Raw genomic sequence first — 26,588 nt, 5'->3', positions numbered from 1 at the left:
TTGGCACAGAAATCGGAATAGATAATTCAAAACCGCATAAACAAATTTTAGAACGACCTATATCTGATTATATATTTTTATGGAGATTAAAGAAATTATAGCTGTCACAAATAAGTTTCTGGTAGAGGAGTTTGAAGCAAACCCCGGAGATATTACGCCTGAAGCAAACCTCAAATCCACACTGGATCTTGATAGTCTGGACTATATTGATATGGTCGTAGTTATTGAAGATAACTTCGGGTTTAAAGTTAAACCGGAAGACTTTCAGGCTATTATCAGCTTCCAGGACTTCTATGATTATGTAACTGCTCGTGTACAACAAAAAGAACTGGTATAATGCCTTCCTGGCAAGGAAAGTCAAAGGGAAGTAAGTTTGGATATAGTATTTTCGTATTCCTGCTGAAATATGGAGGTATTCATCCGGCCTATTTACTATTGCGATTTGTAGCATTTTATTTTTTTCTGTTTTCCCGGAGTTCTTCCAAACCCATGTACCGGTATTTTCGCACAAAAATTGGCTACGGCAGGTGGCGTTCCTTGTGTAGTATATACCGTAGCTACCATGTTTTCGGCCAGACACTGATAGATAAAGTAGTGGTGATGGCGGATATGGCAAACAAATTCACCTTCAACTTCGATGGCGAACATAACCTGCGGGAAATCGTTTCCGGCGGACGTGGAGGGATTTTGCTCAGTGCCCATCTCGGCAACTGGGAAGTGGCCGGCCACCTGTTCAAACGTCTCCAGACCCCGATTAATATTGTGATGTTTGATGGAGAACACCAACAGATCAAGGATTACCTGTCATCTGTTACCGGCGACAGGAATGTGAATATTATTGTTATTAAAGATGACCTGTCGCATATCTACGCCATCAATGAGGCGCTGAACAACAAGGAGCTGGTATGCATGCATGCGGACCGCTTTTTACCCGGCAATAAAACAGTGGCGGCCCCCCTGTTGGGCCATGATGCGCGTTTTCCCATGGGCCCCTTTTTGCTGGCCGCTACTTTTCGGGTACCGGTATGCGTGGTATTTGCCTGTAAGGAATCATCTACCCATTACCATTTTTACGCTACCCCTCCCCGCCAGTACCATGGGCGCCGCAACCAGGGCGTGGAAACTGCCCTGAACGATTTTGTACAATTATTGGAAGAAAAGATCCGCCTTTACCCCACCCAATGGTTCAATTTTTACGATTTTTGGGAATAATGCGTGTTTTTACTGTTAATAATGTCGTATAATTCCATTTATTTAGCGTTTTATTTTTTAATAATAATTTGTGCAGATGTTTATTCATACAGATGATATTACCGCATATATCCCCCAACGCACGCCTATCGTCATGATCAGCGGCATTCTGGAAGTAGATGGTCCCAAAACCCGTACAGGACTAAATATTGCACTGGATAACATCTTTGTAGAAAACGGTGTGCTCACCCCACCCGGCCTCATGGAAAATATTGCGCAAACCGCAGCTGCCCGCATCGGCTATATCGCCAAACAGGAAAATACGCCCGTACCCCTGGGATTTATCGGCGCTGTAAAAGACCTGGAGATCTTTGAACTGCCACCGGCGGGACAAATGATCGAAACCACCACAGAAATCGGTGGCGAAGTATTCAATGCCACCATGGTAACCGGAAAAGTAATGTGGGAAGGCAGAGTAATGGCCCAATGCGAAATGAAAATTTTCATCAACCCACAAATATAGCGTCATGAACAAAAGCAGATTTATTCCCCTGTTAATCATCTTCCTGTGCCTGTTCGCAGTGAATGTAAAGGCTCAGAAGTTGAAAAACTTCCTGGACAACAAAGACAGCAGCTTTACCTGGCTGGGTGTGGACTTTACACAGGCCCGCCTGATCGGTGATGCAGCTGCCAATGCAAGTGATATCGTAGAGCGTCAGTTTACCGGTATCAACCAGGTAGTTGTGAATGAACCTAAGAAATATGATATCAAAGGTGCATTTCATCACGATAACGTAACCACCGACATCGGCATTGTGAATAAACGCAATGAAGCCGCTAATAAAGATGCCCTGAAATCCGACAACGGTAGCGACTTCGAACGCCTGAAACCGGAAGATATTACCAAACTGGTAAAATCTTACGACTTCGGCGGCAAACATGGCATCGGCGTATTACTGGTAATGGACGGCATGAGCAAAACAGAAAAAAAGGCTTCCATGTACGTAACTATTATAGACATGGACCGGAAAAATGTACTGATGGCAGAACGTTATTCCGGCAAAGCACAAGGATTCACCTGGCGCAACTATTGGGCCTATACCGTTTATAAAGTACTGGACGATGTGGAAGATGATTACAAGAAACTGAAAGAAAAATATGCCAGCGCCACAGATCCGGCAGAAGAAAAAGTAGCAGCACCCGCACCTGCACCAGCGCCCGCAGCTAAAGACAAAAAGAAAGTAAAGAAGAAAGGATAATCATTTTGGGATTTTGAGATTTTGAGATTTTTTTATTTGTTTCAAATAGTTATTTCCCTCAGGAGGAAGATGGCTGTTTGAAACAAATAAAAAAATCTCAAAATAAAAAAATAACCAAAATAAAAATTTGGGTTATGTCGCTTACTGCATATACGAACATACTGATAAGATTTAATGAAGCAGATCCGTTGGGAATAGTATGGCACGGGCATTATGTGCGGTATTTTGAAGATGGGAGAGAGGCTTTCGGCGAAAAGTACGGGTTACGTTACCTGGATATTTTTGAACGGGGATATACCGTTCCTGTGGTAAATATACAATGTGATTACAAACGCTCTTTGCGCTATGGCGACAGGGTAGTGGTAGAAACAAGGTATGTGGATAACATGGCGGCGAAAATACAATTTGAATATTTATTAACGAATCCGGCCACAGGTGAAGTGGTAGCTAAAGGCACTTCCACACAGGTATTCCTGGATAAGGAAACAGCTAGTTTACAGCTCACCATACCGGCATTTTTTAGTGAATGGAAAGAAAAAAATCTTTAGCTCCGGATAATCCGCTGTAAGCTATCATTCATATGATTTTTGTAGTAACAGATAATATTGTTGGGCCACTGGGTAACACTACCCGGGAGAACTTCAACCAGGTGCTGGAAGGCAATAGTGGTATAAGTTTACAGGAAAATACTGCCTATGCTGCTGCACCGTTTTATGGGGCTATGATGGCACCCGGACAACTGGAAGCATACACAGGGGATCTTAACGTAAAGGGATATACGAAATTTGAGCGTTTGCTGGTCGCCTCCATCAACGGAGCGTTACAGCAAACGGCTATCAGGTTATCCGATCCACGCACCGGCCTGATCATTTCCACTACAAAAGGAAATATTGAATTGCTGGAACAATTGCCGGCAAATACAACACCACCACTGCACGACATGCAACTGGCCACTACCGCAAAAAAAATCGCTGCACATTTTCACGCCGTGAACCCGCCCGTGGTGGTAAGCAGCGCCTGTATATCCGGTTTGCTGGCTATTTTAACCGGGCAACGCTTCATCGCTTCCGGCAAATATGACCATGTAGTAGTAGCCGGTGCAGATGTACTGACACGTTTTGTGTTATCTGGTTTCCAGTCGTTTCTAGCAGTGAGTGCAGCACCCTGCAAACCATTTGATGCCGGTCGCACCGGTGTTACACTGGGAGAAGGCGCTGCCACCGTGATCCTCAGCAACAACCCTGCCGGCGCCTCTTTTGTACTGGGTACAGGAGCGGTGAGTAATGATGCTAACCACATTTCAGGCCCGTCCCGCACCGGAAAAGAGCTGTCGGCTGCCATGCAGCAGGCTTTGACAGGAAGTGGACTAACGCCGGCGGATATAGGTTTTGTATCCGCCCATGGCACAGCCACCCTGTACAACGATGAAATGGAAGCGAAAGCCCTCCACCATGCTGGTCTGGCTGATGTACCGGTAAACAGTTTAAAAGGATATTACGGTCATACGCTCGGCGCCGCCGGCATCATTGAAGCCATTGTCAGCATGCAGGCCATGAAAGCAGGTGTGGTATTGCCGACAAAAGGATATGAAACATCCGGTGTTAGTATGCCCGTTAACGTTAGTAATACCCTGTTGCAGAAAAGATCATCTCATTTCCTGAAAACGGTTTCAGGATTTGGTGGTTGTAATGCAGCGATGGTTATTAGCAGCATCATATAATTAATCACATTCATCATAATAATAGAAGTCCGTGTTTGATAAAGAAACAAAAACAGCATTACAGGCAAAGGAAGCAGCACTATGGCTGGCCTTTGCTCCCGTTGCCTTTCAGGCTACAAGAGCTTTGCGTGATATGGGTATCTTAACTGCCGTGAGCGAAAGAGGCTCCGCAGGAATAACCATTGAAGCGGTGATGGAGAAAACCAAGATGAATCGCTACGCAGTAAGAGTATTGCTGGAAGCCGGCTTAGGGATGGACCTCGTTATCGTAAATGATAAAAAATATACCCTTACCAAAACAGGCTATTTTATTTTACACGACCAGCTGACCCGCATCAACATGGACTTTACACAGGATATCTGTTATAAGGGCATGTACCATTTGCAGGAAAGCCTGGAGCAAGGTAAACCTGTGGGCTTGCAGGAGCTGGGCCCCTGGGATACTATTTACCCCGGATTATCGCTGCTGCCACCGGCGGTAGGCAAAAGCTGGTTCGATTTTGATCACTATTATTCCGATCTCGCCACACCAGGTGCACTGGATATTGTATTTGAAAACAATCCCAAACGCTTGCTCGACATCGGCGGAAACACCGGTAAATGGGCGCTGGCCTGTACGGCCAAAGATCCGGAAGTGGAAGTCACTATTTTTGATATCCCCGGACAGGCAAACATTGCACAACAAAAAATGATGGATGCCGGTGTGGAAAACCGCGTACACTTTCACATCGCTAACATTCTGCATGAAGAAATCCCTTTTCCAAAAGGCTTTGACGCAATCTGGATGAGCCAGTTCCTGGATTGTTTTTCAGAAGCTGAAATCATTTCCATCCTTTCCCGTTGCCGTGAAGCACTGAATGACGGAGGAACCATTTATATCCTGGAGCCATTCTGGAACCGCCAGCAGTTTAAGTCTGCGGCCTTCTGCCTCCAGCAGACCTCCCTCTATTTCACCGCCATGGCAAATGGTAACAGCCAGATGTATCATACAGACGACTTTTTCCAATGCATCGAAAACGCCGGACTGGAAATAACAGAAGAAAATAATAAAATGGGACTCAATTATACGTTGCTGAAGTGCAAAAAGAAATTATAAATTTTCGATTTTTTGATGTTGAGATTTGAAAATGCAGCGGAGATTAATTATTGAAACAAATGTTGAAACAAAATTCCGACATCTCAACATCAAAAAATTCTAAAATGATCTCCGCTGTATTTTCAAATCTCAACGTCAAAAAATTCCAAAATCGTAAATATTTACCGTATGAAAACTGAACAAGTAGATGTTTTAGTCATTGGTGCGGGGCCTGCCGGAACTGTTGCGGCGTCTATCATCCACCAGGCCGGGTATAAAGTGAAGATTGTAGAAAAGATGAAATTTCCCCGTTTTGTGATTGGTGAGAGCCTGTTGCCGAGGAGTATGGAGGCGTTGGAAGAAGCCGGGTTTATTGACGCTATCAAGGCGCAGGGTTTTCAGGAAAAATCCGGTGCCAAGTTTGTGAAGGGAGACGCGCTTTGCGATTTTACGTTTGAACAGCAATTCACCCCCGGCTGGACCTGGACCTGGCAGGTAACCCGGGCAGATTTTGATAAAGCACTGGCAGATACCGTAGAAAGTATGGGCGTACCGGTTTCCTATGAAACAACGGTAACGGGCATACGCTTCGACGGATCAGATTCTGTTACAACCATAGAAGATAGTAACGGCAACAAGTCGGAGATTGCTGCCCGCTTTATAGTAGATGGTAGCGGCTATGGCAGGGTTATTCCCCGTCTTTTCAACCTGGAGGGAGCTTCTAATCTGCAACCCCGGAGAGCATTATTTGCCCATACGTTCGATGAGCGCCGCTCTATGGTAACGGATCAGCCCAACCGCATTACCGCCGTTGTACATAAACCCGGTGTCTGGATCTGGATCATTCCTTTTGCCACCGGTGTTACCTCCCTGGGATTTGTGGGCGAACCCGAATTTTTTGATCAGTATCCCGGTACCGACGAAGATAAATACCGTGCCCTCCTGGAAGCGGAACCCTATACCAGGGAGCGTTTCCGCGATGTGAAGCTGGTTTTTGAACCCAAAACGCTGCAATCCTGGTCGGCCACTACTAGCAAGTTTTATGGCGATGGATTTGTGCTTACCGGCAACGTAACAGAATTTCTGGACCCGATTTTCTCATCTGGCGTAACTTTGGCCTGCGTGTCTGCACAAACAGCCGCGAAGCTGGTCATCAAAAAGCTGAAAGGAGAAGCGGTGGACTGGGAAAAAGAGTACATGGAGCCTACCATGCAAGGGGTAAATACTTTCCGCTCGTATGTAATGGCCTGGTATGAAGGCACGCTGGATACCATCTTCTTCAAAAAAGATCCGGATCCGCTGATCAAAGGGCAGATCTGTTCTGTGTTGGCCGGCTATGTGTGGGATATGAGCAATCCTTTTGTAAAGAATCACGATACCGCATTAAAACGGTTGGCAAGGACCATCGAATTAACAGAGAAATTAAAAAGCAGTTCAGAGATTGAATAGCGCGGAAGCATATATAACAGGAAGTTGCGTGATTCGCCATAACAGTATCTTTTTAAACGGGAAGCTGTTGTGGGAAGCAGAGAAAGGATGGGAATTGCAGGAGTTCCTGCGGGCAGCCTACGATCACTTTTCCGGGCAGTATCCGAAATTTCATAAAATGGATGCGCTCAGTAAGCTGGGTTGGCTGGCGGCAGAAGTACTGCTACAAGGTACGGCGGTCAATACTTATCCGCCGGAATCGGTGGGCATGGTGCTATCTAACCGTAGCGCCAGCCTGGATACGGATTTGCGCTACTATGCTACGGTACAGGATATTGCAAGTCCGGCGCTTTTTGTATATACGCTGCCGAATATTGTAATGGGTGAAATATGCATCCGGCATGGGTTTAAAGGAGAAAATACCTTTTTTGTATCGGAAACATTTGATACGGAGCTGATGAGTACCTATCCGGCGCAATTACTAGCTACCACGCCATTGCAGGCTTGCCTCTGTGGTTGGGTGGAAGTGATGCACCAGGCATATGAAGCTGTATTGTTCCTGGTGGAAAACAGGGAGGAAGGATTGGCTCAACCTTTAACAGGAGAGGCTTTAACATCTCTCTATAAAATAACAACATAACAAAATAAATAAATCACAAAATAAAATGGCATTTGAAAAGTTGATGGCGGATCTGAAAGCGCAGATCGTAGAACAATTGAACTTACAGGAAGTAACAGCGGAAAATATCGGCAACGACCAGCCGTTGTTCAAAGAAGGATTAGGTCTCGATTCTATCGATGCGCTTGAATTGATCGTACTGCTGCAACAGCATTATAATATCCGCATTGCCAACCCGGAACAGGGGCCTGAAGTATTTTATTCTGTACGCACGATGGCAGAATTTATTACCGCCCATCAAACGTCGAAAGCATGAGTGAAAAGGTGTGGATAGCAGGTGGTGGGGTTATCAGCGGCATTGGACTGGATTTGCAGGCTTGTGTGCAGGCATTCAGACAAATGGAGCCGGGTATGACCACCATGCAGTACCTGTCATCCGTGCACCGGCAAACCTTTCCGGTGGCGGAAGTGAAGGCTGATAATGCTACACTGGCAGATATGGCCCGCATGCCGGAAGAGATCAGCAGAACAGCCTTGCTCAGCATGATCGCTGCCCGCGACGCCTGGAAGTCTACCGGCCTGGGCGATGTCTCGGAATACCGGGTGGGCTTTATTTCCGGCAACACCGTTGGCGGAATGGATAAAACAGAAGACTTCTTCGGCTCCTTCCTCGCGGATGCAGGCAAAGGACGCCTCCGGGATGTAGCACATCATGAATGTGGAAGTATTACGGAGCTGGTAGCCGATGCGCTGGGTATCCGGCATCATGTGTCTACTATCAGTACGGCTTGTTCATCAGGTGCAAACGCCCTGATGTATGGCGCCCGCCTGATCCGCAATAATATTGTGGATGTGGTGATAGCTGGTGGAACAGATGCACTGACCCGCTTTACGCTCAACGGTTTTAATACCCTGATGATCCTGGATCAGCAGGCGTGTCGCCCGTTTGATGATACCCGCACCGGGCTTAACCTGGGTGAAGGCGCCGGTTATGTGGTGCTGGTATCGGATAGTCTGGCAGCACAGTTGCAGCCCTGGTGCCGTTTCAGCGGCTTTGCCAATGCCAACGACGCCTATCACCAGACAGCTTCCTCACCGGATGGCACCGGCAACTACCTGGCCATGAAAGGGGCGCTGGATATGAGCGGCGTACAACCGCAGCAAATCGGGTATATCAATCTGCATGGTACAGGTACACAAAATAATGACATCTCTGAAGGGATGGCCATCAATCGCCTTTTTGCACCACATTTCCCGGCGATGAGTTCCACGAAGTCATTCACGGGGCATACATTGGGCGCCAGTGGCGGTATAGAGGCGGTATTTTCGGCGTTGTCACTGAAGGAGGGAATCATCTATCCCAACGCAGGTTTTGCACATCAGATCAAAGAATTGCCGTTTGCACCGGCTACCGCTTATTCCGAAGGGAATGATCTGCGGCATGTGATGTCCAACTCATTCGGTTTTGGCGGCAATTGTTCCAGCCTGGTGTTTTCTAAAGAATAAACAATAATACATGAACATCTACATAAATGGCACCGGTTGTATTTCTCCGCAGGAAACTGCGGCAGGAGGTCCTTTGCTGGCTACTCCACGGGAATATGAACAGGTACGCCTGGCTACCGTAGATCCGGATTATAAACAATGGATCGACGTAAAACAGATCCGCCGCATGAGTCGCGTGGTGAAAATGGGCGTGGGCGCGGCCAGTCTGAGCCTCGCAGAAGCCGGGATATCCATGCCAGACGCCATTATCACCGGCACCGCATACGGCTGCCTGGATGATACCGGTGTGTTTATTACTAAAATGGTGAATCAGCAGGAAGAAATGCTGACGCCTACTGCTTTTATACAATCCACACACAATACCGTAGGCGGACAGGTAGCCCTGTTGCTGGGTTGTCATGGCTACAATAACACCTTTGTACACCGGGGTTTCTCTTTTGAAAACGCATTGCTGGATGCCATCATGATATTGAAGGAAGGCTCCGCAAAAAATATACTGGCTGGTGGGTTGGATGAAATTACCAACTACAGCTATCAGATCCTGCATCGTTTTGGCGGCTATAAAAAAACGCCGGTAAAAACCATGGAGCTGCTCAACAGCCCCTCCAGCGGTACTATTGCCGGAGAAGGGGCTGCATTTTTTACATTAAGTACGGAGAGAGGCGACCATACCACCGCTATGCTCAGCGGTCTGAGTACCCTGTATAAGCCGCTTTGGGAAGGAGAGGTGATTGGTCATATTATGAAATTTCTGGAAGATAATAACTGTACCCCCACCGATATTGACCTGATCATCACCGGTAGAAATGGAGATATAGACCAGGATGAAATATATGAAGAAATAGCCGCCGCTTTGTTTCCGGATCATGCGGAAGCGAGCTTCAAACACCTTTGCGGCGAATACCCTACTGCGGCTGCTTTTGGACTGTGGATGGGAAACCGTATCATCGCGGAGCAACAGGTACCGGAAGCCGCGGTGTTTTTTGGGAAAGCGCCGGAAAAGATCAACAAAGTATTATTGTATAATCATCATCAGGGTACCCATCATTCCCTGATTTTATTAACCGCATGCTGAACAGTAGAGCCGTAAATATTATCATCATCTGCGTAATAGCCGTGTTGCTGGGAATCAAATTATCCGGCCGCTACCCTGTGCAGTTATGGATGTTCCTGGTGCCGGCGGTTGTATCGCTGCCGTTTTATATCCGCGGAGCGATTAATATCCGCTCCAACTTCTTTATAAAAACAGTTTGCCAGGCTGCTACCACGGAGAATGTGGTGGCGCTTTCTTTTGATGATGGCCCGCAAACAGCCTATACGCCTGTTATCCTGGACATCCTGGAAACACATAAAGTACCCGCTGCATTTTTTTGTATCGGGAAAAATATAGCAGATAACACCCACTTACTCCAACGCATACACGCAGAAGGGCATGTTATCGGTAATCACTCCTATTCCCATCATTTCTGGTTCGATATGTTTGGGAGTAAGAAGATGGGAACAGATATGGAGCAGATGGATATGCTCACCATCAACGCTACCGGGCTGCAACCGAGATTGTTTCGTCCGCCGTATGGTGTCACCAATCCAAACGTAGCGCGCGCCGTGAAAGCAGGCGGATACCTGGCCATAGGCTGGAGCATCCGTTCACTGGACACGGTAGCGAAAGATGAAAATAAATTGCTGCATAAGATTATGGACGAACTGCATCCCGGTGCGGTTATCCTCCTGCATGATACCTGCAAAATAACCGCCGATATCCTGCCACAGCTGATTACCGGCATCCGTGCAAAAGGTTACCGGCTGGAAAGAATTGATAAAATGTTAAACGTGCCCGCATATGTGTAAATGGATTTTAGTAGTAATTTGTTGTGTGATGAGTCTGCAAATGCAGGCACAAACAGGCTTTAAACCCGTTGCAGACCTGGGCCCGGTAAAACAACAGTTTACAAAGGCAGCGCAGCAGACACAGAGTATTCAGTGCGACTTTATACAGGAAAAGAACCTGAGCATGTTGTCTGATAAAATTGTGTCCAAAGGGAAATTCTGGTTTAAGAAAGATAATAAAGTGCGGATGGAATATCAGCAGCCTTCTTATTACCTGTTGATCATCAACGGAAAAGATATAAAGATCAGGGATGCGCAGAAGGAGAGTAAAGTATCTGGCAAGAACAATAAACTGTTTGAACAGATCAATAAAATTACGGTAGACTGTGTACGCGGTACTGTGCTGGATAATACCGACTTTAGCACCAGGATATCAGAGAATGCGCAGTATTACCGGCTGGAAATGGTGCCGGTAGATAAAGCGATGAAAGCATATTTCAAAACCATTGTATTACTGGTAGATAAGCAGGATTATTCCGTATCGAAGATTACGATGGAAGAATTATCAGGTGATGATACCACCATCAGCTTTTTACGTAAACAACTGAATATAAACATCCCGGATGCGGTATTTGTGGCTAAATAGTATTTTGTGTATAGCATTGCTGGGAGGATGTACATCGACCTACAAAGGGTTACAGCGTAGCAGCGGGGATGTAAACTGCATCCGCCGGTTTAGCCCGCAGTTTAATGCTACCTTGTATAGTACGCAGGTAAACATCCTGAAGCATCACCTGAGTGGGTTGTTGTTTTTCAAACAAATGCCGGACAGCAGTCTGCGGGTTGTATTTGCCAACGAGATGGGATTCAAATTCTTTGATTTTGAATTTGACCGGCAGGGGAATTTTACCAAACATTACCTGCTTCCCAAAATGGATAAGAAGGCGGTGGTGAAAACGTTGCGGCAGGATTTTGCACTGGTGTTGTTGCGTCCCGACCTGCAACAGGCGTATACTGCTACGGATAGTCATCACCGTTATGTGGTGGTGCCCACGGAAAAGGGCAATAACTATTACATCACTGATAGCGCCTGTACAAAGCTGGAACGCATAGAGCAATCATCCAGGCGCAAACCGGCAGTGAAAGTATGGATGGAGCACTATACCAACGGGGTGCCTGATACGATCAGGATTGAACACCAGCATTTCAAATTCAATATTTCTTTACAGAAGGTGGAGAAATAAACGGCAGATTGCAAATAAAAAATAAATCATAATCATCAGTTATGTTGCTAAAAAGTAATTTCTATCATATCATCAACGCATCGCAGGAAGATGGACAGGTGGCTAACACGATTGAACTGAATGCAGCCCATCCCATTTTCCAGGGCCATTTTCCGGAGCAACCGGTAGTGCCAGGTGTATGCATGATGCAGCTCATTACAGAGATACTGGAAAGTGCGGTACAAAGGAAAGTATTGCTGCAAAAAGCGGGCATGATGAAGTTTCTGCAAATGATTGATCCTGTAAAGCAGCCACTGGTGGATGTAACAGTGACATACAAAGAAGAGGAGGCTGGCCTTAAAGTAAGCGCCACGTTGAAGCGAGACGATAAAACATTCATGAAATTTCAGGGCATCTTTAAGTAAGTGACGGCTATTACTACACATAACGAACATTTTGAGCGGCATCGTGCTGCTGTGCTCATACCAACCTACAATAACGCCACTACGCTGGGGGCTGTACTGGAGGCGGCGCTGACGTATACTACGCATGTAATTGTAGTAAACGATGGTGCTACTGATGATACCGCGGCTATACTGGATCAATTTCCGCAGTTGCAGCGTGTTTCGTATAGTCCTAACCGTGGAAAGGGTATTGCTTTGCGCCGGGGTTTTGCCTATGCAAAGGCGCAGGGCTACGATTACGTGATCACAATGGATGCAGACGGGCAGCATTTTGCAACCGATCTGCCGGGCATGCTGGAAATGATCGGCACCAGCCCGGACACCCTGATCATTGGTGCGCGTAATCTGCACCAGGAAAATATGCCCACCAAGAATACGAAAGCCAACAAAATATCCAACTTCTGGTTTTCTGTAACAACAGGATTGAAAGGACCCGATACACAATCGGGTTACCGTTTATATCCACTACACCGTATTGGAAATATGCAGTTCTGGTGTACGAAATATGAGTTTGAAATAGAAGTGCTCGTACGCAGCGCCTGGAAAGGGATTAAGATAGACTGGGCGCCGGTGAAAGTATACTATCCGCCGGCAGATGAGCGGGTATCGCACTTCCGGCCTGTGCATGATATTGTGCGTATCACCTTGCTGAATACCATGCTGGTACTGATCACCTTTTTATATATCAAGCCGCGTGATCTTGTACGGTTCCTGCTGAAAGGAGAGAACTGGAAAAAGATGTGGTATGAAGAGGTATTGCGGGCAACAGAATCCAATGCAGTGAAAGCGGCATCTATTGGCTTTGGGGTGTTCATGGGCATCGTACCTATCTGGGGATTTCAGTTGCTGGTGGCTATCCTGGTGTCTATCAAACTGAAACTGAATAAGGCATTGGTGGTGATTGCAGCGCATATCAGCGCACCGCCATTGATCCCGCTGATCATTTTTATCAGCTTTCTGATGGGGCGTGTGTGGATGGGACAAACAGCCAAAGACCTGATATTCAGTAACGGTATTAACGCGGAAACAATAAAGGAAAATACCCTGCAATATATTTATGGGAGCATTACATTGGCTATCGTGGCGGGCATTGTAGCCTGGCTGGTCAGCTATGTGTTATTGAGTGTGTTTAGAAGAAAAAAATAAGAATGGCTTTTCTCTTTATAGCAATATATAATTTTTTTGAGCGGCACAAAAGCTGGTTTTGGGTCACCGCGGTGAGCTGTTGCCTGCTGATCTCTTTTTTTGCTGCACAGATAAAGCTGGAAGAAGATATCACGAAAATTTTACCGCAGGATAAAAAGCTGGATAAATTGCAGCAGGTATTCCAGGATTCCAAGTTTGCGGATAAACTGGTGATCACCATTTCCCAGCGGGATACACTCGGAGAGGCGCAACCAGACAGCTTAACCGCTTACGCTGCGGAGCTGGTAGCCAAAACAGGCGCACAATTATCGCCCTACATCAAACAGATTCAAGGGCAGGCAGATGAGGGAATGGTCATGGGCCTGATGGAAGTGATCCAACAACACTTACCTGTTTTTCTCGAGGAAGGCGACTACAAAAAAGTGGATAGCCTGCTGATGCCGGAGCAGTTGCAGGCATCTTTGCAATATGATTATAATACCCTCATTTCTCCCGCGGGTATTGTATTGAAGAAAGTGATCCAGACCGATCCTGTAGGTATTTCCTGGATTGGTGTGCAAAAATTGAAGCACCTGCAATACGATGATCAGTTTGAATTGTATGATAGTTATGTGATGACGAAAGACCATCGTCACGTGATGATCTTTATTACACCGGCTAACCCGCCCGGTGCTACGAAAATAAATACGAAATTTCTGCAAGGGCTTGATCAGATAAAAGATACGCTGGATCAGCGTTTCCCAGGTGTAACCCTCAGCTATTTTGGTGGCACGGCCGTATCTGCGGGTAACGCCATACAACTCCGGCAGGATACCTTTCTTACACAGGGTATTACCATTGTATTACTGGTGGTGCTGATCGCATTGTTCTTCAGAAAAAAACGTTCCCCCGTGCTGGTGATGCTCCCCGTAATTTTCGGTGGGCTGTTTTCGCTGGCATGTATATACCTGATTAAAGGACATATTTCTGTGATGGCATTGGGTGCAGGTGCGGTAGTGTTGGGCATTGCGGTAAATTATTCCCTGCATGTGTTCAATCACTTCCGGCATTCGCCGGATATCCGGGAAGTGATCGGCGATCTGGCTACACCTATGACGTTGGGAAGCTTCACAACGGTAGGAGGCTTCCTGTGTTTACAGTTTGTGCATTCGCCCATGCTGCAGGATGTGGGGCTGTTTGCGGCGTTCAGCCTGGTAGGGGCGGGCCTGTTTTCTTTGATCTTTTTACCACACTGGATTGTGCTGGGGCACAAGCCGGAAGCCGTGGCGGTACATCATGATAACTGGCTGGACAAATTTTCAGCCCGCAGACCTGAAAGGAATAAGTACCTGGTGGGCGCTATTTTTCTGCTGACGATTGTCTTCTTTTTTACGGCACGCTATGTTTCTTTTGAAAGCGACATGATGCGCATGAATTATATGTCGCCCCAACTGAAAGCAGCAGAAGTACATCTCAATAAAATAAATGCCTACACTGCGCAATCGGTGTATGTGGTAACAGACGGCGATGACCTGGAATCTGCCCTGGAAAGGGAAGAACAACTGATGCCGGTGATCCGCCGCTTACAGGAAGAAGGCATCGTAAAAAAATATGCCGGCGTACAGGCGTTACTGTTATCCGCTAAAGAACAACAGGCGCGTATAGACCGGTGGAACCAGTACTGGACAGCCGATAAGAAGCAACAACTGCTGGAATACCTGCGTACGCACGGGCCGGCCGTTGGTTTCAGCGCCAGTGCATTCAATAAATTTGATGCATTACTGCACCAGGATTTTCAGTCGTTATCACCCGATGCATTGGCCATCATACGTCATGGCAGCCTGGGTGACTTTATTATGGAGAAGAACGGCCGTACTTCCCTGGTGACCTTGCTGAAAGTTGATCCTGCGCATAAACAGGCGGTGTATAATGCATTGGAAACACAGGCCAATACAACGGTGCTGGATAAACAGTATGCCGCCAACCGGTTGGTAGAAGTAATCCAGGAAGAGTTTAACAGCATTGCGTGGATGACCTCCCTGCTGGTGTTTTTCGCTTTATTGTTGTCTTATGGCCGTATAGAGCTGGCACTCATTACCTTTATTCCAATGGTGATCAGCTGGGTATGGATACTCGGTATTATGGGGCTGTTCGGGATTAAGTTTAACATCGTTAATATCATTCTCTCTACTTTTATTTTTGGTTTGGGAGATGATTACAGCATATTTATGATGGATGGACTGTTGCAGGAATATAAAACCGGCAAGAAAACATTGTCATCTTTCAAATCATCTATTTTCCTGTCTGCTATTACTACCATACTGGGATTGGGTGTGTTGATCTTCGCGCAACACCCGTCGTTACAGTCTATCGCGCTGATCTCTATCATTGGGATAGGCACGGTGGTATTGATTTCGCAGGTAATGATCCCTTTCCTGTTTAGCTGGCTGATTACAGACCGTGTGCGTAAAGGCTTTGCACCATGGACTTTCAAAGGATGGATACTCTCTACTTTTTCTTTCCTCTACTTTACAACGGGCTGTCTGCTTCTGACATTGATCGGTACAGTACTGATCCGCTGGAATCCTTTTAACAAGGAGAAAGGTAAACTGTTGTATCATCGTATTTTATCCAACTATACACATAGTGTCTTGTATATTATGCGCAATTTCAGGAAGCGTATTATCAATCCGGCCAATGAACAACTGGAAACGCCTGCGGTGATTATCAGTAATCATCAATCGTTCCTGGATATCCTGGTGTCCACGATGTTGCATCCGAAAGTGATCCTGCTCACCAATCAGTGGGTGTGGCGCTCGCCTGTATTCGGCGCTGTAGTGCGGCTGGCAGACTACTACCCCGTGGCCGATGGTGCGGAAGGTGCTATCGATAAGCTGCGGGCCAGGGTTGCGGAGGGCTATTCTATTGTGGTGTATCCGGAAGGCACCCGTTCACCTGATCCTGTTATCAAGCGTTTTCATAAAGGCGCCTTTTATATTGCCGAACAACTGGGGCTGGATATATTGCCGATAGTTATTCACGGTACCGCCTATACGATGTCTAAAGGAGATTTTTTATTGAAAGACGGATTAGTGACGGTGAAATATCTGCCGCGCATTGCATCCGGAGATACCAGCTGGGGAGATAACTATAGCGCACGTACGAAAAGCATCAGCAGGTACTTTAAACAGGAATATGAACAGCTAAGGGCAGCCACTGAAGTACCGGCATATTTCCGGGAGCAGCTGAAATATAATTACATCTATAAAGGGCCGGTACTGGAATGGTATATGCGCATTAAAACAAAAATGGAAAACAACTACCAGTTATTCCATGAGTTGTTGCCGATGCAGGGTCGTATCCTGGACATAGGCTGCGGATATGGGTTTATGGACTATATGCTCAGCTTCGCAGCGCCGGGAAGAGAGATTACCGGTATTGATTATGATGGGGAAAAGATTGCCACCGCAGCCCATTGTTACAGCAGGCCACAACAATTGCAGTTTATTCACGGTGATATTTCAGAGACACCGTTTGAAAAATATGATGCCTTTATACTGAGTGATGTGCTGCATTACCTGCAACCGGAAGAACAGGAGCAGTTGTTACAGCAATGTATCAGCAGGCTGACACCTGAGGGGGTAATTATAGTACGTGATGGCGACAGCGATAGGGTTAAAAGGCATGAAGGAACCAGATTTACAGAATTTTTATCTACACGGGTTATAGGATTTAATAAAACGAGGAATAAACAGTTATCGTTTTTCTCAGCTACGCATATGCGTAGCCTGGCCAGCAAATATGGAGCCGTAGCGGAAGAAATAGATAATACCCGGTATACATCCAATGTAATATTTGTTATTAAAAAATCTCCGTTGAAAAATTATGCGCAACAATGAGGTAGTTATAATCGGTAGCGGCCTCGGTGGCCTGGTATGCGGTGCTATCCTGAGCATGAACGGATACCGGGTACGTATATACGAAAAGAACCGCCAACCGGGAGGTTGCCTCCAGACCTATTCCCGTGATAAAGTGATCTTTGATTCCGGCGTACACTACATCGGTGGATTGGCAGCAGGAGAAAATCTCTATAAAGTTTTTAAATATATCGGCATACTGGATAAACTCCGGTTGAAACGCATGGATATGGACGGATTTGACCATATCAACTTCAATGCGGAAGATAAAGTATACCGGATGGCACAGGGAAGGGATAACTTTATCCATACATTACTGGCCGATTTTCCGGATGAAAAGGATGCCTTACATGCCTATTGTGATAAGGTCAGCGACGTGTGTAGCAAGTTTCCGCTGTATAACCTGCGGGTAGGTGACTATGAAGAAAAACAAAGCGTGCTGCAACTCAACACGGTTGATTTTCTCCGCAGTCTCACCAACAATGAACGGTTGCAAAATGTACTGGCAGGAAATAACCTGTTGTATGCAGGCGTACCGGATAAAACGCCGTTTTACGTACATGCGTTGGTGTTAAATAGTTATATCAATAGCTCCTGGAAATGTGTGGATGGCGGCTCACAGATCGCCAAATGGCTTTGCCGCAGGATCCGGGAAAACGGGGGCAGCATCATCCGCAGCACGGCCGTGAAAAGCATTCAGGGCCAGGGCGACCGGGTGGACCATATCGTGTTGGAAAACGGCGAACAGGTATTTGCGGATCATTTTATCTCCAACCTGCACCCCGCGCAAACAACGGCTATGACGGAAAGTGATATGTTGCGTGGCGCTTACCGCAGCCGCATGCGGCAACTGGAAAATTCTATCGGTGCCTTTGTGTTGAATGTAGTACTGAAACCGGGCACTTTTCCTTACCTCAATCATAACTACTACTATCACGCTACAGATGATGCATGGGCCGGTATCAGTTATGAAGCAGCTGAATGGCCGCAAACCTATGCTATGTACGTATCTGCCAGCTCAAAGCATGAAACCTTTGCAGATAGTTTGTCGGTGATGACGTATATGCGTTATGATGAAATGACGCCGTGGCAGCATACATTTAATACAGATCTGCAGGAAAACAGCCGGGGAGCTGACTATGATGCATTTAAAGCACAAAAGGCCGTACAGCTGATGGATTGCGTGGAGAAGAAATTTCCCGGTTTCCGGAACTGTGTGCAGTCATACTATGTGGCTACACCGCTGTCATACCGCGATTACATCGGTACCGGTGATGGCAGCATGTACGGGATACAGAAAGATAGCAATGATCCCCTGCGGACAATGGTTTCCGCCCGGACCAAACTATCGAATTTGTATCTTACAGGGCAAAACCTGAACTTGCATGGAATTCTGGGGGTTACTATCAGCAGTGTGATCACCTCAGCGGAATTACTGGGGATGGATTTCCTGGTCAATGAAATTAATCAGTCAATACATACATAAAAGTGGAAAAAAAGAAAAGAAGCGGGTGGCGGAAACTGGGTCGCGTACTATTATACATCTTCGGCAGTTTTTTATTGCTCTTTATTGCACTGGCTATTTACCTGGTGTCGGTAAGCCGTATGGATCCGCCTGTAATAGCGGACCCGCAAGCTTTACAGCTTCAACGCAAAGCACTGGACAGCACTGCTTATACCATTGGCAACAACTGGTTCCGTAAAAGCAACAGTGGTTTGTATGAGATGTATGTGGAAGGGGCGCCCTTTGAAAGAGGTGTTATCAACGGGAAGTTATCCGGGGAGCTGATCCGCCGGCAGGAAGATAATTTTGTAGCACAGCTCAGGAAGATGGTGCCGTCTACCTTTTATATCCATTTTCTGAAATATTTTATCGGCTGGTTTAACCGCGACCTTGCCGAGCATGTACCGGAAGAATTTAAAGAAGAAATCTACGGCGAATCTTTTTCTGCCTCTACACACTATGATTATATAGGTACTAATTATGCGCGGCTCATGAACTATCATGCGGCGCATGATATTGGTCATGCCCTGCAAGGCATGATGCTGGTGGGTTGTACCTCTTTCGGCACCTGGAATGACCATTCAGCGGATAGTAACCTGATCATTGGCCGTAATTTCGACTTTTACATGGGCGATAAATTTGCGGAAGATAAAATGGTGGTATTCTATCGCCCTGAGCAGGGACATAACTTTATGTTCGTTACCTGGGGAGGCTTTACCGGCGTGGTTTCCGGAATGAATGATAAAGGACTTACCGTTACCATCAACGCCGCAAAAACCAGTGTGCCTACAGCCGCTGCTACGCCCGTATCGCTGGTAGCCAGGGAGATATTGCAGTACGCTGAAAATGTACAGGAAGCATGGGACATTGCTAAGAAAAGGAAGATGTTCGTATCCGAATCATTCCTGGTGGGATCTGCAGCAGATAATAAAGCCGTAGTGATAGAAAAAACGCCGGAAGGCATGGATATGTACAGTCCCGATCAGAACTTTATTACCTGCACTAATCATTTTCAGGGCGACAGCCTGGGTAGCCTGGCATCCAATAAATTACAGATCAGGGAAAGTGCTTCGGAATACCGCTATGAGCGCCTGACGGAATTGATGAAGGAGAGTGGTCCAAATACTGTACAAAAAACGGTTGACATACTTCGCGACCGCAAAGGGCTGCATGGCGCCAATATTGGAATGGGCAATGAAAAGGCCATCAACCAGTTTATTGCGCATCATGCTATCGTATTTGAGCCAAAGAAAAAAATGGTGTGGGTATCTACTGCTCCGTGGCAGCTGGGGCAGTTTGTAGCCTACGACCTGAATAAGATCTTCAGTATGCATGGCCTGGATAGCGATCATGAAGTGTATGACAGCGCACAGAATATTGCAGCAGATACTTTCCTGTTGTCAAAAGATTTCGCCGCATTCCAGACTTACCGTAAACTGAAAGAGGAACTCCTGAACGGGGAAACAATTGATATCAAAGCCCTGGTAGCCTCCAATCCGGAGTACTACCACACCTATGTGCTGGCAGGAGATGCTACTTTTAAACGGCATGATTTTGCGGAGGCAAAACAATATTATGAAACGGCATTGACGAAGGTAATTGCTACCAAGGGAGAAGAAGATCATATCCGTAAGCAGTTGGCATTGTGCAATAGTAAAATACAGGCAAACCACTAAATTCACTCCTATGATTATCGGCATCGGCACAGATATCGTAGACGTATCGCGCATTGAGGCGAAGCTCGGCAAAGGGAATGCTTTCCGGGATATGGTGTTTACGCCATATGAAATTGTGTATTGTGCAAAACAGGCGGTACCGGCGCAAAGTTATGCCGCACGGTTTGCCGCTAAAGAGGCACTGCTGAAGGCTTTTGGCACCGGCTGGGGGAATGGCGGCGTAAATTTTGACGAAATAGAGATCCGGAATGATGCTGCGGGCAAGCCGGAACTTTTTCTGATCGGCGCGGCTGCCGCCAGGTATGACCTGCTGGGCATTAAAAAGATATGGGTGTCACTGTCACACGAAAAAGAAGCCGCTGTGGCAATGGTGATCATAGAAGGATAAATTTGTAATCCGCAATTTTAAAATTATGTACATACCAGATATTGAACTACAATCCAAAGCAGTCATCAAAGCATTCCAGGAAAAGGAAGTGATGCGGCTGTTAGGCTATCTGCGTGAGTTTTCACCGTTCTATAGCGCATGGTTTACAAAACATGATATACAGGCAGATAAGGTACGTTCGCTGGAAGCTTTTTTGCAGATCCCACCGGTAACAAAGGAAGACCTGCAGGAACACAACTGGGAATTTTTGTGTGTAGATAAAAGTAAAATAGCGGAATACACTACTACTTCCGGCACCTTGGGAAGACCGGTGATCATTGCACTGACAGAGAAAGATCTGCAACGTCTGAGCTACAACGAATACATTTCTTTTTGTTGTGCAGACGGATCTGGAAACGATATTTATCAACTGATGCTCACGCTTGATCGCCAGTTTATGGCCGGCATGGCCTATTATAACGGCATCAGGAAGCTGGGCGCCGGCGTACTGCGCGTAGGTCCGGGTGTGCCCAGCATGCAATGGGAGAATATCCAGCGCATTAAACCTACTACCATTGTTGGGGTGCCTTCTTTTATCGTGAAACTGATCGCTTATGCAAAAGAGCATCATATAGATATCAACAATACTTCTGTAAAGAAAGCGGTATGCATCGGTGAAAATATCCGTAACACGGACTTCTCCTTAAATGTACTCGGTAAAAAGATCACAGAACAATGGGATATCAAACTATATTCTACCTATGCCTCCACTGAAATGCAGACAGCATTTACAGAATGTAAGGCAGGCAAAGGTGGACATCATCATCCCGAATTATTATATGTAGAACTGCTCGACGAAAACAACCGGCCGGTAGCACCGGGCGAAGAAGGGGAGGTAACAATTACTACCCTGGGCGTAGAAGGTATGCCCCTGTTGCGTTACAAGACGGGTGATATCTGTCAGTATCAACAGGATACCTGTAGCTGCGGTCGTCATACGCTTCGGTTATCTCCCGTTATCGGTCGTAAAAAACAGATGATCAAATATAAGGGCACTACCTTATATCCTCCTGCGTTGTTTGACTTGTTGAATGATATGGAAGAAGTAAAAGAATTTGTGGTAGAAGTATATTCCAACGAACTGGGTACCGATGAAATCTTGCTGCACCTTTGGCCGGTAGAGGAATCCGAAGAAATGGACCGTAAGATAAAATCTTATCTCCAGGCTAAGTTACGGGTAATACCGCAGGTACATTATTGCGGGCAACAAGAAATTATGCGGATGCAATTTCCGGAGAATAGCCGCAAGCCGATGAAGTTTGTGGATAACAGGAATTAGACATGTTCCAGGATAAAAGTTGCATCAATCTTTAATTTTTTATAGATTTTTTTCAGGAAATCTACATCAGGATCGCGTTTGCCATTCAGGATTTGCGAAAATTTTGCTTCTCCGATATCAAGCATACCAGCCATTTCTTTTTGTTTGAGTTTCATTTCAAACATTTTCAATTCGATCATACCTGTAAGGGTAGTCGGTTTAGGTAATGGATAATGTGTATCTTCAAAATGTTCCACAGCAATTGAAAGTTCCCTGAGTTCTTTCCGTTCTTTTGCAGTGAGATGGTCGTCCCCTTTTTTCATCAGTATATGTATCCGTTGCATGGCGGCGTTGCGTGCTTTCTCTGTTGAGATATGTTGGTTAAGAGACTTCAGCATACATAAATTGTTTTGAGATTAGCCCTCGTCATCTGATTGGCTTTTGTTGTTATTAAAGGGTGGTGTGGTTTATCTTGTCGTACTCGCTATGTGTGCCAATAAATCGGATAAAGACTGTTCGGACAGAGAAAATTATTCTGGCTATGAGCCTGAATTTATTCCCACCAATATCAAAAACATATAAGTCGTGACCTATATAGTCTACCGTATTAAAGCTTTCCTTTACATCCTGGAATTTTGACCAATCAGCAAGTTTACTGGTATAATACCAATATAATAAGGGTTCAACAGCAGCTGGATGTTTTAAAGAAAACTCATTGATGGAAGCTTTCGCGATAATCACCATAACATGAGTTTACATACCAAAAGTAATAATAAAATTTCAAAAAATGAAATTTTATTTCAAATGGTGAAAGTATTGATTTGATCTTTTAAAACGCAATCACCGCATCCGCTTTGGGGTTATCCAATTTGATACTCTTCCGCACCCCGCCTATAAGCACATGCATCATATTTATCTGAGAGGGGTGTTGTGCATAGAGCAGGTCGTTCTTTATCGCTACTTTTTTAGGCGCCGGTACCTGCGTAGCTTCGAGGAAGCTCCACACGGCATCTTCTTCTATTTTATACCCGATAAAATGCAAGGGAATATTTTTGCCATCCAGTGTAATCTGTAGGTGCCGGGAGAGATACTCGGCTATATAACCTTCTACCTGTGCGCGGTTGGCAGGTTTCGTGATATCGAAGGACGCTTTATATTGTGCTTTCAGTGTATTTTCCAGGTCATCCGCAAAGATGCGGCAGCTTACTTCCAGCTCCTTTTTAGCAGCGTTGTGTGTGATCTCCGTAACGCTCACATAAAAGGGATGCATGGCTGCGAGCCACATTGTCATCCACCATTTACATAATAATAAACCCACCAGACTAAATTTTTTGGGAAAATTAATTTTTAGTTTCTATAATTACCAAATTTAGACAAAGTAACGCAATGGATGAGTTGTATTTTCAACTGGGCTGGCAACATATTATCAACTGGGATGCATATGATCATATCCTCTTTGTGGTGGCCCTGAGCGCCATTTACCTGTTGCGGGAATGGAAAAAGGTGTTGGTGCTTGTGACAGCCTTTACGATCGGACATTCTATTACACTGGCTTTAAGCGTATTGCAAATTATCCATGTTCCAAGTGCGCTGGTGGAGTTCCTGATCCCTGTCACCATTTGTGTTACTGCCCTTTCAAATATTATAAGAAAAGATGAGGAGCCACAAAATCTGCAGTTGAACTATTTCTACGCGCTTTTTTTTGGCCTGATCCACGGACTGGGTTTTTCCAATTATCTGAAAAGTTTGCTGGGTAGTCAGACAAACATCGTTAAGCCACTGTTTGGATTCAATGTAGGGCTTGAATTTGGGCAGATCATCATCGTTGCGGTAGTGATGCTCATCTCCGGTGCAATCGTGTACCTGGGCCGCGTAAAACGCCGCGACTGGAATATGTTTTTGTCGGCCGCCACTTTCGGCGTAGCTTTTTTAATGGTTATACAAGGAATCAGGGCTGCTTTTGTAAATTAATTCCGGGCCTGATCCATCATTTTTCTAAATCTGTTTATGAGAAGAACGCTTATCTGTTTACTCGGTATCTTTTGCAGCAGTGTACCTGCACTGCATGCGCAGGATAATCCCGGGTCCAACCATGCTAACCGCTTTGAACAATTGGGTACGATGTTGCAATCACCCAATATGTACCGCTCGGCTTCCGGTGCACCCGGACCAAAATACTGGCAGCAACGCGCCGATTACGACATCACTGCGGAGCTGGATGATGCCGCACAAAAGCTCACCGGCGCTGAAACTATCACTTATTTCAATAATTCACCTGATCCGCTGACTTACCTCTGGTTGCAGCTGGATGAAAACGAGCACGATCCTAAAAGCGATAACCGCAGCTTCGATGGTAGCAGGATGTCGGATAAGATGACGCAACAGGAGCTTAACAGTATCCTGCCACCAACAGGCGATTTGGGTGTAAAGATTGTGAAGATAACAGATGCAGATGGCAAGGTATTGCCATATACCATTAATCAGACCATGATGCGCATCGATCTGCCGAAAACCCTGATGCCGGGTGAAAAGTATCGCCTCAAAGTAGAATGGTGGTATAATATCTCTAACCGTATGACTATAGGTGGTCGTGGTGGGTATGAATATTTTCCGGAAGATCAGAATTACCTGTATACCATCGCACAGTGGTATCCGCGGCTGGCTGTTTATTCCGACTTCCAGGGCTGGCAGAATAAACAATTTACCGGCAGGGGCGAATTTGCCCTGACCTTTGGTGATTTTCGTGTACGCATGACCGTGCCCACCGATCATATTGTAGGTGCTACCGGTGAATGTCAGAATTATAAAGAGATGCTGACCCCTGCGCAATACCAACGCTGGCAGCAGGCGCAAAGCAGTAAAGAACCCGTGGAAGTAGTAACGCTGGAAGAGGCAAAGAAGGCGATGCAAAGCAAAGCAACGGCCCGTAAAACATGGGTGTATGAAGCGCAGAATGTCCGCGACTTTGCACTGGTATCTTCCCGCAGACTCGTATGGGATGCGATGGCAGCCAAAGCAGCAGGCAATAAAGTAATGGCCATGTCTTACTACGGCCCTGAAGCGTATCCACTCTATCGCCGCTATTCTACCAAGGTGGTAGCACATACCGTTCAATCCTACTCTCAACATACTATTCCTTATCCTTACCCGGTGGCTATTTCAGTGGAAGCGGCCAACGGTATGGAATATCCTATGATCTGCTTTAACTACGGCCGTGCAGATAAAGATGGCACCTACTCCGAATCTACCAAGAATGGTATGATAGGCGTGATCACCCACGAGGTAGGACACAACTTCTTTCCCATGATCGTGAATTCAGACGAACGGCAATGGACCTGGATGGATGAAGGACTGAACACCTTCTGCCAGTTTATGGCGGAGCAGGAGTGGGATAGTAACTTCCCCTCCGGACGTGGTCCGGCACATAAGATCGTGGATTATATGAAGATGCCGAAAGATCAGCTGGAGCCTATCATGACCAACTCGGAAAATATTGTACAGTTTGGACCGAATGCATACGCAAAACCTGCCACAGCCCTGAATATCCTGCGGGAAACAGTGATGGGCCGCGAACTGTTTGACTTCGCCTTCCGCGAATATGCCCGCCGCTGGGCATTTAAACATCCTACACCGGCAGATTTTTTCCGTACCATGGAAGATGCTTCTGCTGTAGACCTGGACTGGTTCTGGCGGGGATGGTTCTTCGGAACAGAGCCGGTGGATATTGCGATAGACAGCGTGAAATGGTACAGGATGGATTCTAAAAATCCGGCTGAAAATAATAAGGATGCACAGGCAGCCTACGATAAAAATATGGATCATGTGGCAAGGCAGCGTAACAAAGCTGCGGGCATGAAATTCGTTGTAGATCAGGATACCAGCTTGCAGGACTTCTACAGTAAATGGAACCGTTTTGAAGTAACCAATGAAGATAAAGCTACCTATGATGAACTGATCAAAGGATTATCTGCAGAAGAAAAAATATTATACAACAGTAAGAAGAATTTTTACGAAGTAACTTTCTCTAACAAAGGCGGTCTTGTAATGCCGCTGATCATTGAATGGACATTTACGGACGGCACCAAAGAAACAGACCGGATCTCTGCATACATCTGGCGTAAAAATGAATTCCAGGTAACCAAAGTATTTGCGAAGGATAAAACCGTAGCCGCTGTAAAGCTGGACCCACTGCGGGAAACAGCAGATATCGATGAAGATAATAACAACTGGCCGCGTCAGGCATCGCCTTCTAGATTTGAAATGTTCAAAGCTGCATCCGGTGTACGTGGCGCTTCTACCGGCGACAACCCGATGAAGAAAGCCAACGCAAATAAGTAATAATCAAGTGCAGCATATCTCTAAATAGAAA

Annotated in this window: 27 protein-coding genes; 24 read left to right on the top strand and 3 right to left on the bottom strand. The window is 46.0% G+C overall.

Translation table 11 applies throughout. From position 1 onward, the window contains the following. The first annotated feature begins 79 nt into the window (after positions 1 to 79). The 22 genes from ABQ275_RS18590 to ABQ275_RS18485 all read left to right on the top strand — a co-directional run bounded on the left by ABQ275_RS18590 (position 80) and on the right by ABQ275_RS18485 (position 22,240). Positions 80 to 337 (top strand): acyl carrier protein, encoded by a 258-nt coding sequence (locus ABQ275_RS18590; RefSeq protein WP_349314660.1) that lies wholly within the window; start codon positions 80 to 82, stop codon positions 335 to 337. Beyond that, positions 337 to 1,212 carry a lipid A biosynthesis acyltransferase gene (locus ABQ275_RS18585; protein ID WP_349314659.1) on the top strand — a complete coding sequence of 292 codons (876 nt, stop codon included), beginning with the start codon at positions 337 to 339 and terminating at the stop codon, positions 1,210 to 1,212. Before ABQ275_RS18590 ends, ABQ275_RS18585 begins: the two co-directional genes overlap by 1 nt. A 76-nt stretch (positions 1,213 to 1,288) precedes the next feature. Next, on the top strand, positions 1,289 to 1,714 hold the full coding sequence (locus ABQ275_RS18580; RefSeq protein ID WP_349314658.1) for a 3-hydroxyacyl-ACP dehydratase: 426 nt from the start codon (positions 1,289 to 1,291) through the stop codon (positions 1,712 to 1,714). A gap of 4 nt (positions 1,715 to 1,718) precedes the next feature. Continuing rightward, positions 1,719 to 2,450 carry a hypothetical protein gene (locus tag ABQ275_RS18575; RefSeq protein WP_349314657.1) on the top strand — a complete coding sequence of 244 codons (732 nt, stop codon included), beginning with the start codon at positions 1,719 to 1,721 and terminating at the stop codon, positions 2,448 to 2,450. 134 nt (positions 2,451 to 2,584) lie between these two features. After that, positions 2,585 to 2,998 carry an acyl-CoA thioesterase gene (locus ABQ275_RS18570; RefSeq protein WP_349314656.1) on the top strand — a complete coding sequence of 138 codons (414 nt, stop codon included), beginning with the start codon at positions 2,585 to 2,587 and terminating at the stop codon, positions 2,996 to 2,998. 32 nt (positions 2,999 to 3,030) lie between these two features. Further along, positions 3,031 to 4,170 (top strand): beta-ketoacyl synthase N-terminal-like domain-containing protein, encoded by a 1,140-nt coding sequence (locus tag ABQ275_RS18565; protein WP_349314655.1) that lies wholly within the window; start codon positions 3,031 to 3,033, stop codon positions 4,168 to 4,170. Positions 4,171 to 4,201: 31 nt separating this feature from the next. Beyond that, a complete protein-coding gene (locus ABQ275_RS18560) occupies positions 4,202 to 5,266 on the top strand; it encodes a class I SAM-dependent methyltransferase (RefSeq protein WP_349314654.1) in 1,065 nt (354 codons plus the stop codon). Between the two features lie 168 nt (positions 5,267 to 5,434). After that, positions 5,435 to 6,694, top strand: coding sequence for an NAD(P)/FAD-dependent oxidoreductase (locus tag ABQ275_RS18555; protein WP_349314653.1), 1,260 nt, complete (start codon positions 5,435 to 5,437; stop codon positions 6,692 to 6,694). Positions 6,695 to 6,722: 28 nt separating this feature from the next. After that, on the top strand, positions 6,723 to 7,313 hold the full coding sequence (locus ABQ275_RS18550; protein ID WP_349314652.1) for a hypothetical protein: 591 nt from the start codon (positions 6,723 to 6,725) through the stop codon (positions 7,311 to 7,313). A 25-nt stretch (positions 7,314 to 7,338) separates the two neighbouring features. Then, complete coding sequence (locus tag ABQ275_RS18545) at positions 7,339 to 7,608, top strand: phosphopantetheine-binding protein (protein ID WP_349314651.1); 270 nt, start codon at positions 7,339 to 7,341, stop codon at positions 7,606 to 7,608. Further along, positions 7,605 to 8,798 (top strand): beta-ketoacyl-[acyl-carrier-protein] synthase family protein, encoded by a 1,194-nt coding sequence (locus ABQ275_RS18540; RefSeq protein ID WP_349314650.1) that lies wholly within the window; start codon positions 7,605 to 7,607, stop codon positions 8,796 to 8,798. Before ABQ275_RS18545 ends, ABQ275_RS18540 begins: the two co-directional genes overlap by 4 nt. A gap of 10 nt (positions 8,799 to 8,808) precedes the next feature. After that, positions 8,809 to 9,873, top strand: a complete 1,065-nt coding sequence (locus ABQ275_RS18535) for a beta-ketoacyl synthase N-terminal-like domain-containing protein (RefSeq protein ID WP_349314649.1) — start codon at positions 8,809 to 8,811, stop codon at positions 9,871 to 9,873. Beyond that, positions 9,867 to 10,646, top strand: coding sequence for a polysaccharide deacetylase family protein (locus ABQ275_RS18530; protein WP_349314648.1), 780 nt, complete (start codon positions 9,867 to 9,869; stop codon positions 10,644 to 10,646). Before ABQ275_RS18535 ends, ABQ275_RS18530 begins: the two co-directional genes overlap by 7 nt. A gap of 28 nt (positions 10,647 to 10,674) precedes the next feature. Continuing rightward, positions 10,675 to 11,271, top strand: a complete 597-nt coding sequence (locus ABQ275_RS18525) for an outer membrane lipoprotein carrier protein LolA (RefSeq protein ID WP_349314647.1) — start codon at positions 10,675 to 10,677, stop codon at positions 11,269 to 11,271. A gap of 4 nt (positions 11,272 to 11,275) precedes the next feature. After that, a complete protein-coding gene (locus tag ABQ275_RS18520) occupies positions 11,276 to 11,869 on the top strand; it encodes a hypothetical protein (RefSeq protein WP_349314646.1) in 594 nt (197 codons plus the stop codon). A gap of 41 nt (positions 11,870 to 11,910) precedes the next feature. After that, positions 11,911 to 12,273 carry a 3-hydroxyacyl-ACP dehydratase gene (locus tag ABQ275_RS18515; RefSeq protein ID WP_349314645.1) on the top strand — a complete coding sequence of 121 codons (363 nt, stop codon included), beginning with the start codon at positions 11,911 to 11,913 and terminating at the stop codon, positions 12,271 to 12,273. Continuing rightward, positions 12,274 to 13,458 (top strand): DUF2062 domain-containing protein, encoded by a 1,185-nt coding sequence (locus tag ABQ275_RS18510; protein WP_349314644.1) that lies wholly within the window; start codon positions 12,274 to 12,276, stop codon positions 13,456 to 13,458. It abuts the gene before it with no gap. A 2-nt stretch (positions 13,459 to 13,460) separates the two neighbouring features. Beyond that, positions 13,461 to 17,336: a 1-acyl-sn-glycerol-3-phosphate acyltransferase gene (locus ABQ275_RS18505; protein ID WP_349314643.1), complete on the top strand. Its 3,876-nt coding sequence runs from the start codon at positions 13,461 to 13,463 to the stop codon at positions 17,334 to 17,336. Then, on the top strand, positions 17,323 to 18,840 hold the full coding sequence (locus ABQ275_RS18500) for an NAD(P)/FAD-dependent oxidoreductase (RefSeq protein ID WP_349314642.1): 1,518 nt from the start codon (positions 17,323 to 17,325) through the stop codon (positions 18,838 to 18,840). The genes ABQ275_RS18505 and ABQ275_RS18500 overlap by 14 nt, the downstream gene beginning before the upstream one ends. Before the next feature lie 2 nt (positions 18,841 to 18,842). Next, positions 18,843 to 20,534, top strand: a complete 1,692-nt coding sequence (locus ABQ275_RS18495) for a C45 family peptidase (protein WP_349314641.1) — start codon at positions 18,843 to 18,845, stop codon at positions 20,532 to 20,534. Between the two features lie 10 nt (positions 20,535 to 20,544). Then, the gene (locus ABQ275_RS18490) at positions 20,545 to 20,922 is read left to right on the top strand and encodes a holo-ACP synthase (protein ID WP_349314640.1); all 378 of its coding nucleotides are present in this window, start codon (positions 20,545 to 20,547) and stop codon (positions 20,920 to 20,922) included. A gap of 25 nt (positions 20,923 to 20,947) precedes the next feature. Further along, positions 20,948 to 22,240: an AMP-binding protein gene (locus tag ABQ275_RS18485; RefSeq protein ID WP_349314639.1), complete on the top strand. Its 1,293-nt coding sequence runs from the start codon at positions 20,948 to 20,950 to the stop codon at positions 22,238 to 22,240. Here the strand turns inward: ABQ275_RS18485 and ABQ275_RS18480 are convergent. The 3 genes from ABQ275_RS18480 to ABQ275_RS18470 all read right to left on the bottom strand — a co-directional run bounded on the left by ABQ275_RS18480 (position 22,237) and on the right by ABQ275_RS18470 (position 23,537). After that, complete coding sequence (locus ABQ275_RS18480; RefSeq protein ID WP_349314638.1) at positions 22,237 to 22,617, bottom strand: helix-turn-helix transcriptional regulator; 381 nt, start codon at positions 22,615 to 22,617, stop codon at positions 22,237 to 22,239. The genes ABQ275_RS18485 and ABQ275_RS18480 overlap by 4 nt on opposite strands. A 52-nt stretch (positions 22,618 to 22,669) precedes the next feature. After that, positions 22,670 to 22,963 carry a type II toxin-antitoxin system HigB family toxin gene (locus ABQ275_RS18475; RefSeq protein WP_349314637.1) on the bottom strand — a complete coding sequence of 98 codons (294 nt, stop codon included), beginning with the start codon at positions 22,961 to 22,963 and terminating at the stop codon, positions 22,670 to 22,672. Positions 22,964 to 23,048: 85 nt separating this feature from the next. Next, positions 23,049 to 23,537 (bottom strand): DUF6702 family protein, encoded by a 489-nt coding sequence (locus ABQ275_RS18470; RefSeq protein WP_349314636.1) that lies wholly within the window; start codon positions 23,535 to 23,537, stop codon positions 23,049 to 23,051. Positions 23,538 to 23,605: 68 nt separating this feature from the next. Here ABQ275_RS18470 and ABQ275_RS18465 point away from each other — a divergent pair, with 68 nt between their 5' ends. Then, positions 23,606 to 24,190 (top strand): HupE/UreJ family protein, encoded by a 585-nt coding sequence (locus ABQ275_RS18465; protein WP_349314635.1) that lies wholly within the window; start codon positions 23,606 to 23,608, stop codon positions 24,188 to 24,190. A 36-nt stretch (positions 24,191 to 24,226) separates the two neighbouring features. After that, on the top strand, positions 24,227 to 26,557 hold the full coding sequence (locus tag ABQ275_RS18460; RefSeq protein ID WP_349314634.1) for a M1 family metallopeptidase: 2,331 nt from the start codon (positions 24,227 to 24,229) through the stop codon (positions 26,555 to 26,557). Positions 26,558 to 26,588 lie beyond the last annotated feature (31 nt).

Origin of the sequence: Chitinophaga sp. MM2321, assembly GCF_964033635.1 — a bacterium.
Taxonomy (GTDB): Bacteria; Bacteroidota; Bacteroidia; order Chitinophagales; family Chitinophagaceae; genus Chitinophaga.
Note: the sequence above shows the minus strand (reverse complement) of the source record. Positions and strands in the feature narration are given on the sequence as shown.

What these genes read in the sequence shown, in the direction of transcription:
- ABQ275_RS18485 (WP_349314639.1), top strand. Translation starts at nt 20,948, where the DNA reads ATGTACATACCAGATATTGAACTACAATCCAAAGCAGTCATCAAAGCA.
- ABQ275_RS18540 (WP_349314650.1), top strand. Translation starts at nt 7,605, where the DNA reads ATGAGTGAAAAGGTGTGGATAGCAGGTGGTGGGGTTATCAGCGGCATT.
- ABQ275_RS18590 (WP_349314660.1), top strand. Translation starts at nt 80, where the DNA reads ATGGAGATTAAAGAAATTATAGCTGTCACAAATAAGTTTCTGGTAGAG.
- ABQ275_RS18530 (WP_349314648.1), top strand. Translation starts at nt 9,867, where the DNA reads ATGCTGAACAGTAGAGCCGTAAATATTATCATCATCTGCGTAATAGCC.
- ABQ275_RS18515 (WP_349314645.1), top strand. Translation starts at nt 11,911, where the DNA reads ATGTTGCTAAAAAGTAATTTCTATCATATCATCAACGCATCGCAGGAA.
- ABQ275_RS18570 (WP_349314656.1), top strand. Translation starts at nt 2,585, where the DNA reads ATGTCGCTTACTGCATATACGAACATACTGATAAGATTTAATGAAGCA.
- ABQ275_RS18475 (WP_349314637.1), bottom strand. Translation starts at nt 22,963, where the DNA reads ATGGTGATTATCGCGAAAGCTTCCATCAATGAGTTTTCTTTAAAACAT.
- ABQ275_RS18500 (WP_349314642.1), top strand. Translation starts at nt 17,323, where the DNA reads ATGCGCAACAATGAGGTAGTTATAATCGGTAGCGGCCTCGGTGGCCTG.
- ABQ275_RS18490 (WP_349314640.1), top strand. Translation starts at nt 20,545, where the DNA reads ATGATTATCGGCATCGGCACAGATATCGTAGACGTATCGCGCATTGAG.
- ABQ275_RS18460 (WP_349314634.1), top strand. Translation starts at nt 24,227, where the DNA reads ATGAGAAGAACGCTTATCTGTTTACTCGGTATCTTTTGCAGCAGTGTA.
- ABQ275_RS18580 (WP_349314658.1), top strand. Translation starts at nt 1,289, where the DNA reads ATGTTTATTCATACAGATGATATTACCGCATATATCCCCCAACGCACG.
- ABQ275_RS18525 (WP_349314647.1), top strand. Translation starts at nt 10,675, where the DNA reads ATGAGTCTGCAAATGCAGGCACAAACAGGCTTTAAACCCGTTGCAGAC.
- ABQ275_RS18565 (WP_349314655.1), top strand. Translation starts at nt 3,031, where the DNA reads ATGATTTTTGTAGTAACAGATAATATTGTTGGGCCACTGGGTAACACT.
- ABQ275_RS18465 (WP_349314635.1), top strand. Translation starts at nt 23,606, where the DNA reads ATGGATGAGTTGTATTTTCAACTGGGCTGGCAACATATTATCAACTGG.
- ABQ275_RS18505 (WP_349314643.1), top strand. Translation starts at nt 13,461, where the DNA reads ATGGCTTTTCTCTTTATAGCAATATATAATTTTTTTGAGCGGCACAAA.
- ABQ275_RS18535 (WP_349314649.1), top strand. Translation starts at nt 8,809, where the DNA reads ATGAACATCTACATAAATGGCACCGGTTGTATTTCTCCGCAGGAAACT.
- ABQ275_RS18545 (WP_349314651.1), top strand. Translation starts at nt 7,339, where the DNA reads ATGGCATTTGAAAAGTTGATGGCGGATCTGAAAGCGCAGATCGTAGAA.
- ABQ275_RS18555 (WP_349314653.1), top strand. Translation starts at nt 5,435, where the DNA reads ATGAAAACTGAACAAGTAGATGTTTTAGTCATTGGTGCGGGGCCTGCC.
- ABQ275_RS18575 (WP_349314657.1), top strand. Translation starts at nt 1,719, where the DNA reads ATGAACAAAAGCAGATTTATTCCCCTGTTAATCATCTTCCTGTGCCTG.
- ABQ275_RS18585 (WP_349314659.1), top strand. Translation starts at nt 337, where the DNA reads ATGCCTTCCTGGCAAGGAAAGTCAAAGGGAAGTAAGTTTGGATATAGT.
- ABQ275_RS18480 (WP_349314638.1), bottom strand. Translation starts at nt 22,617, where the DNA reads ATGCTGAAGTCTCTTAACCAACATATCTCAACAGAGAAAGCACGCAAC.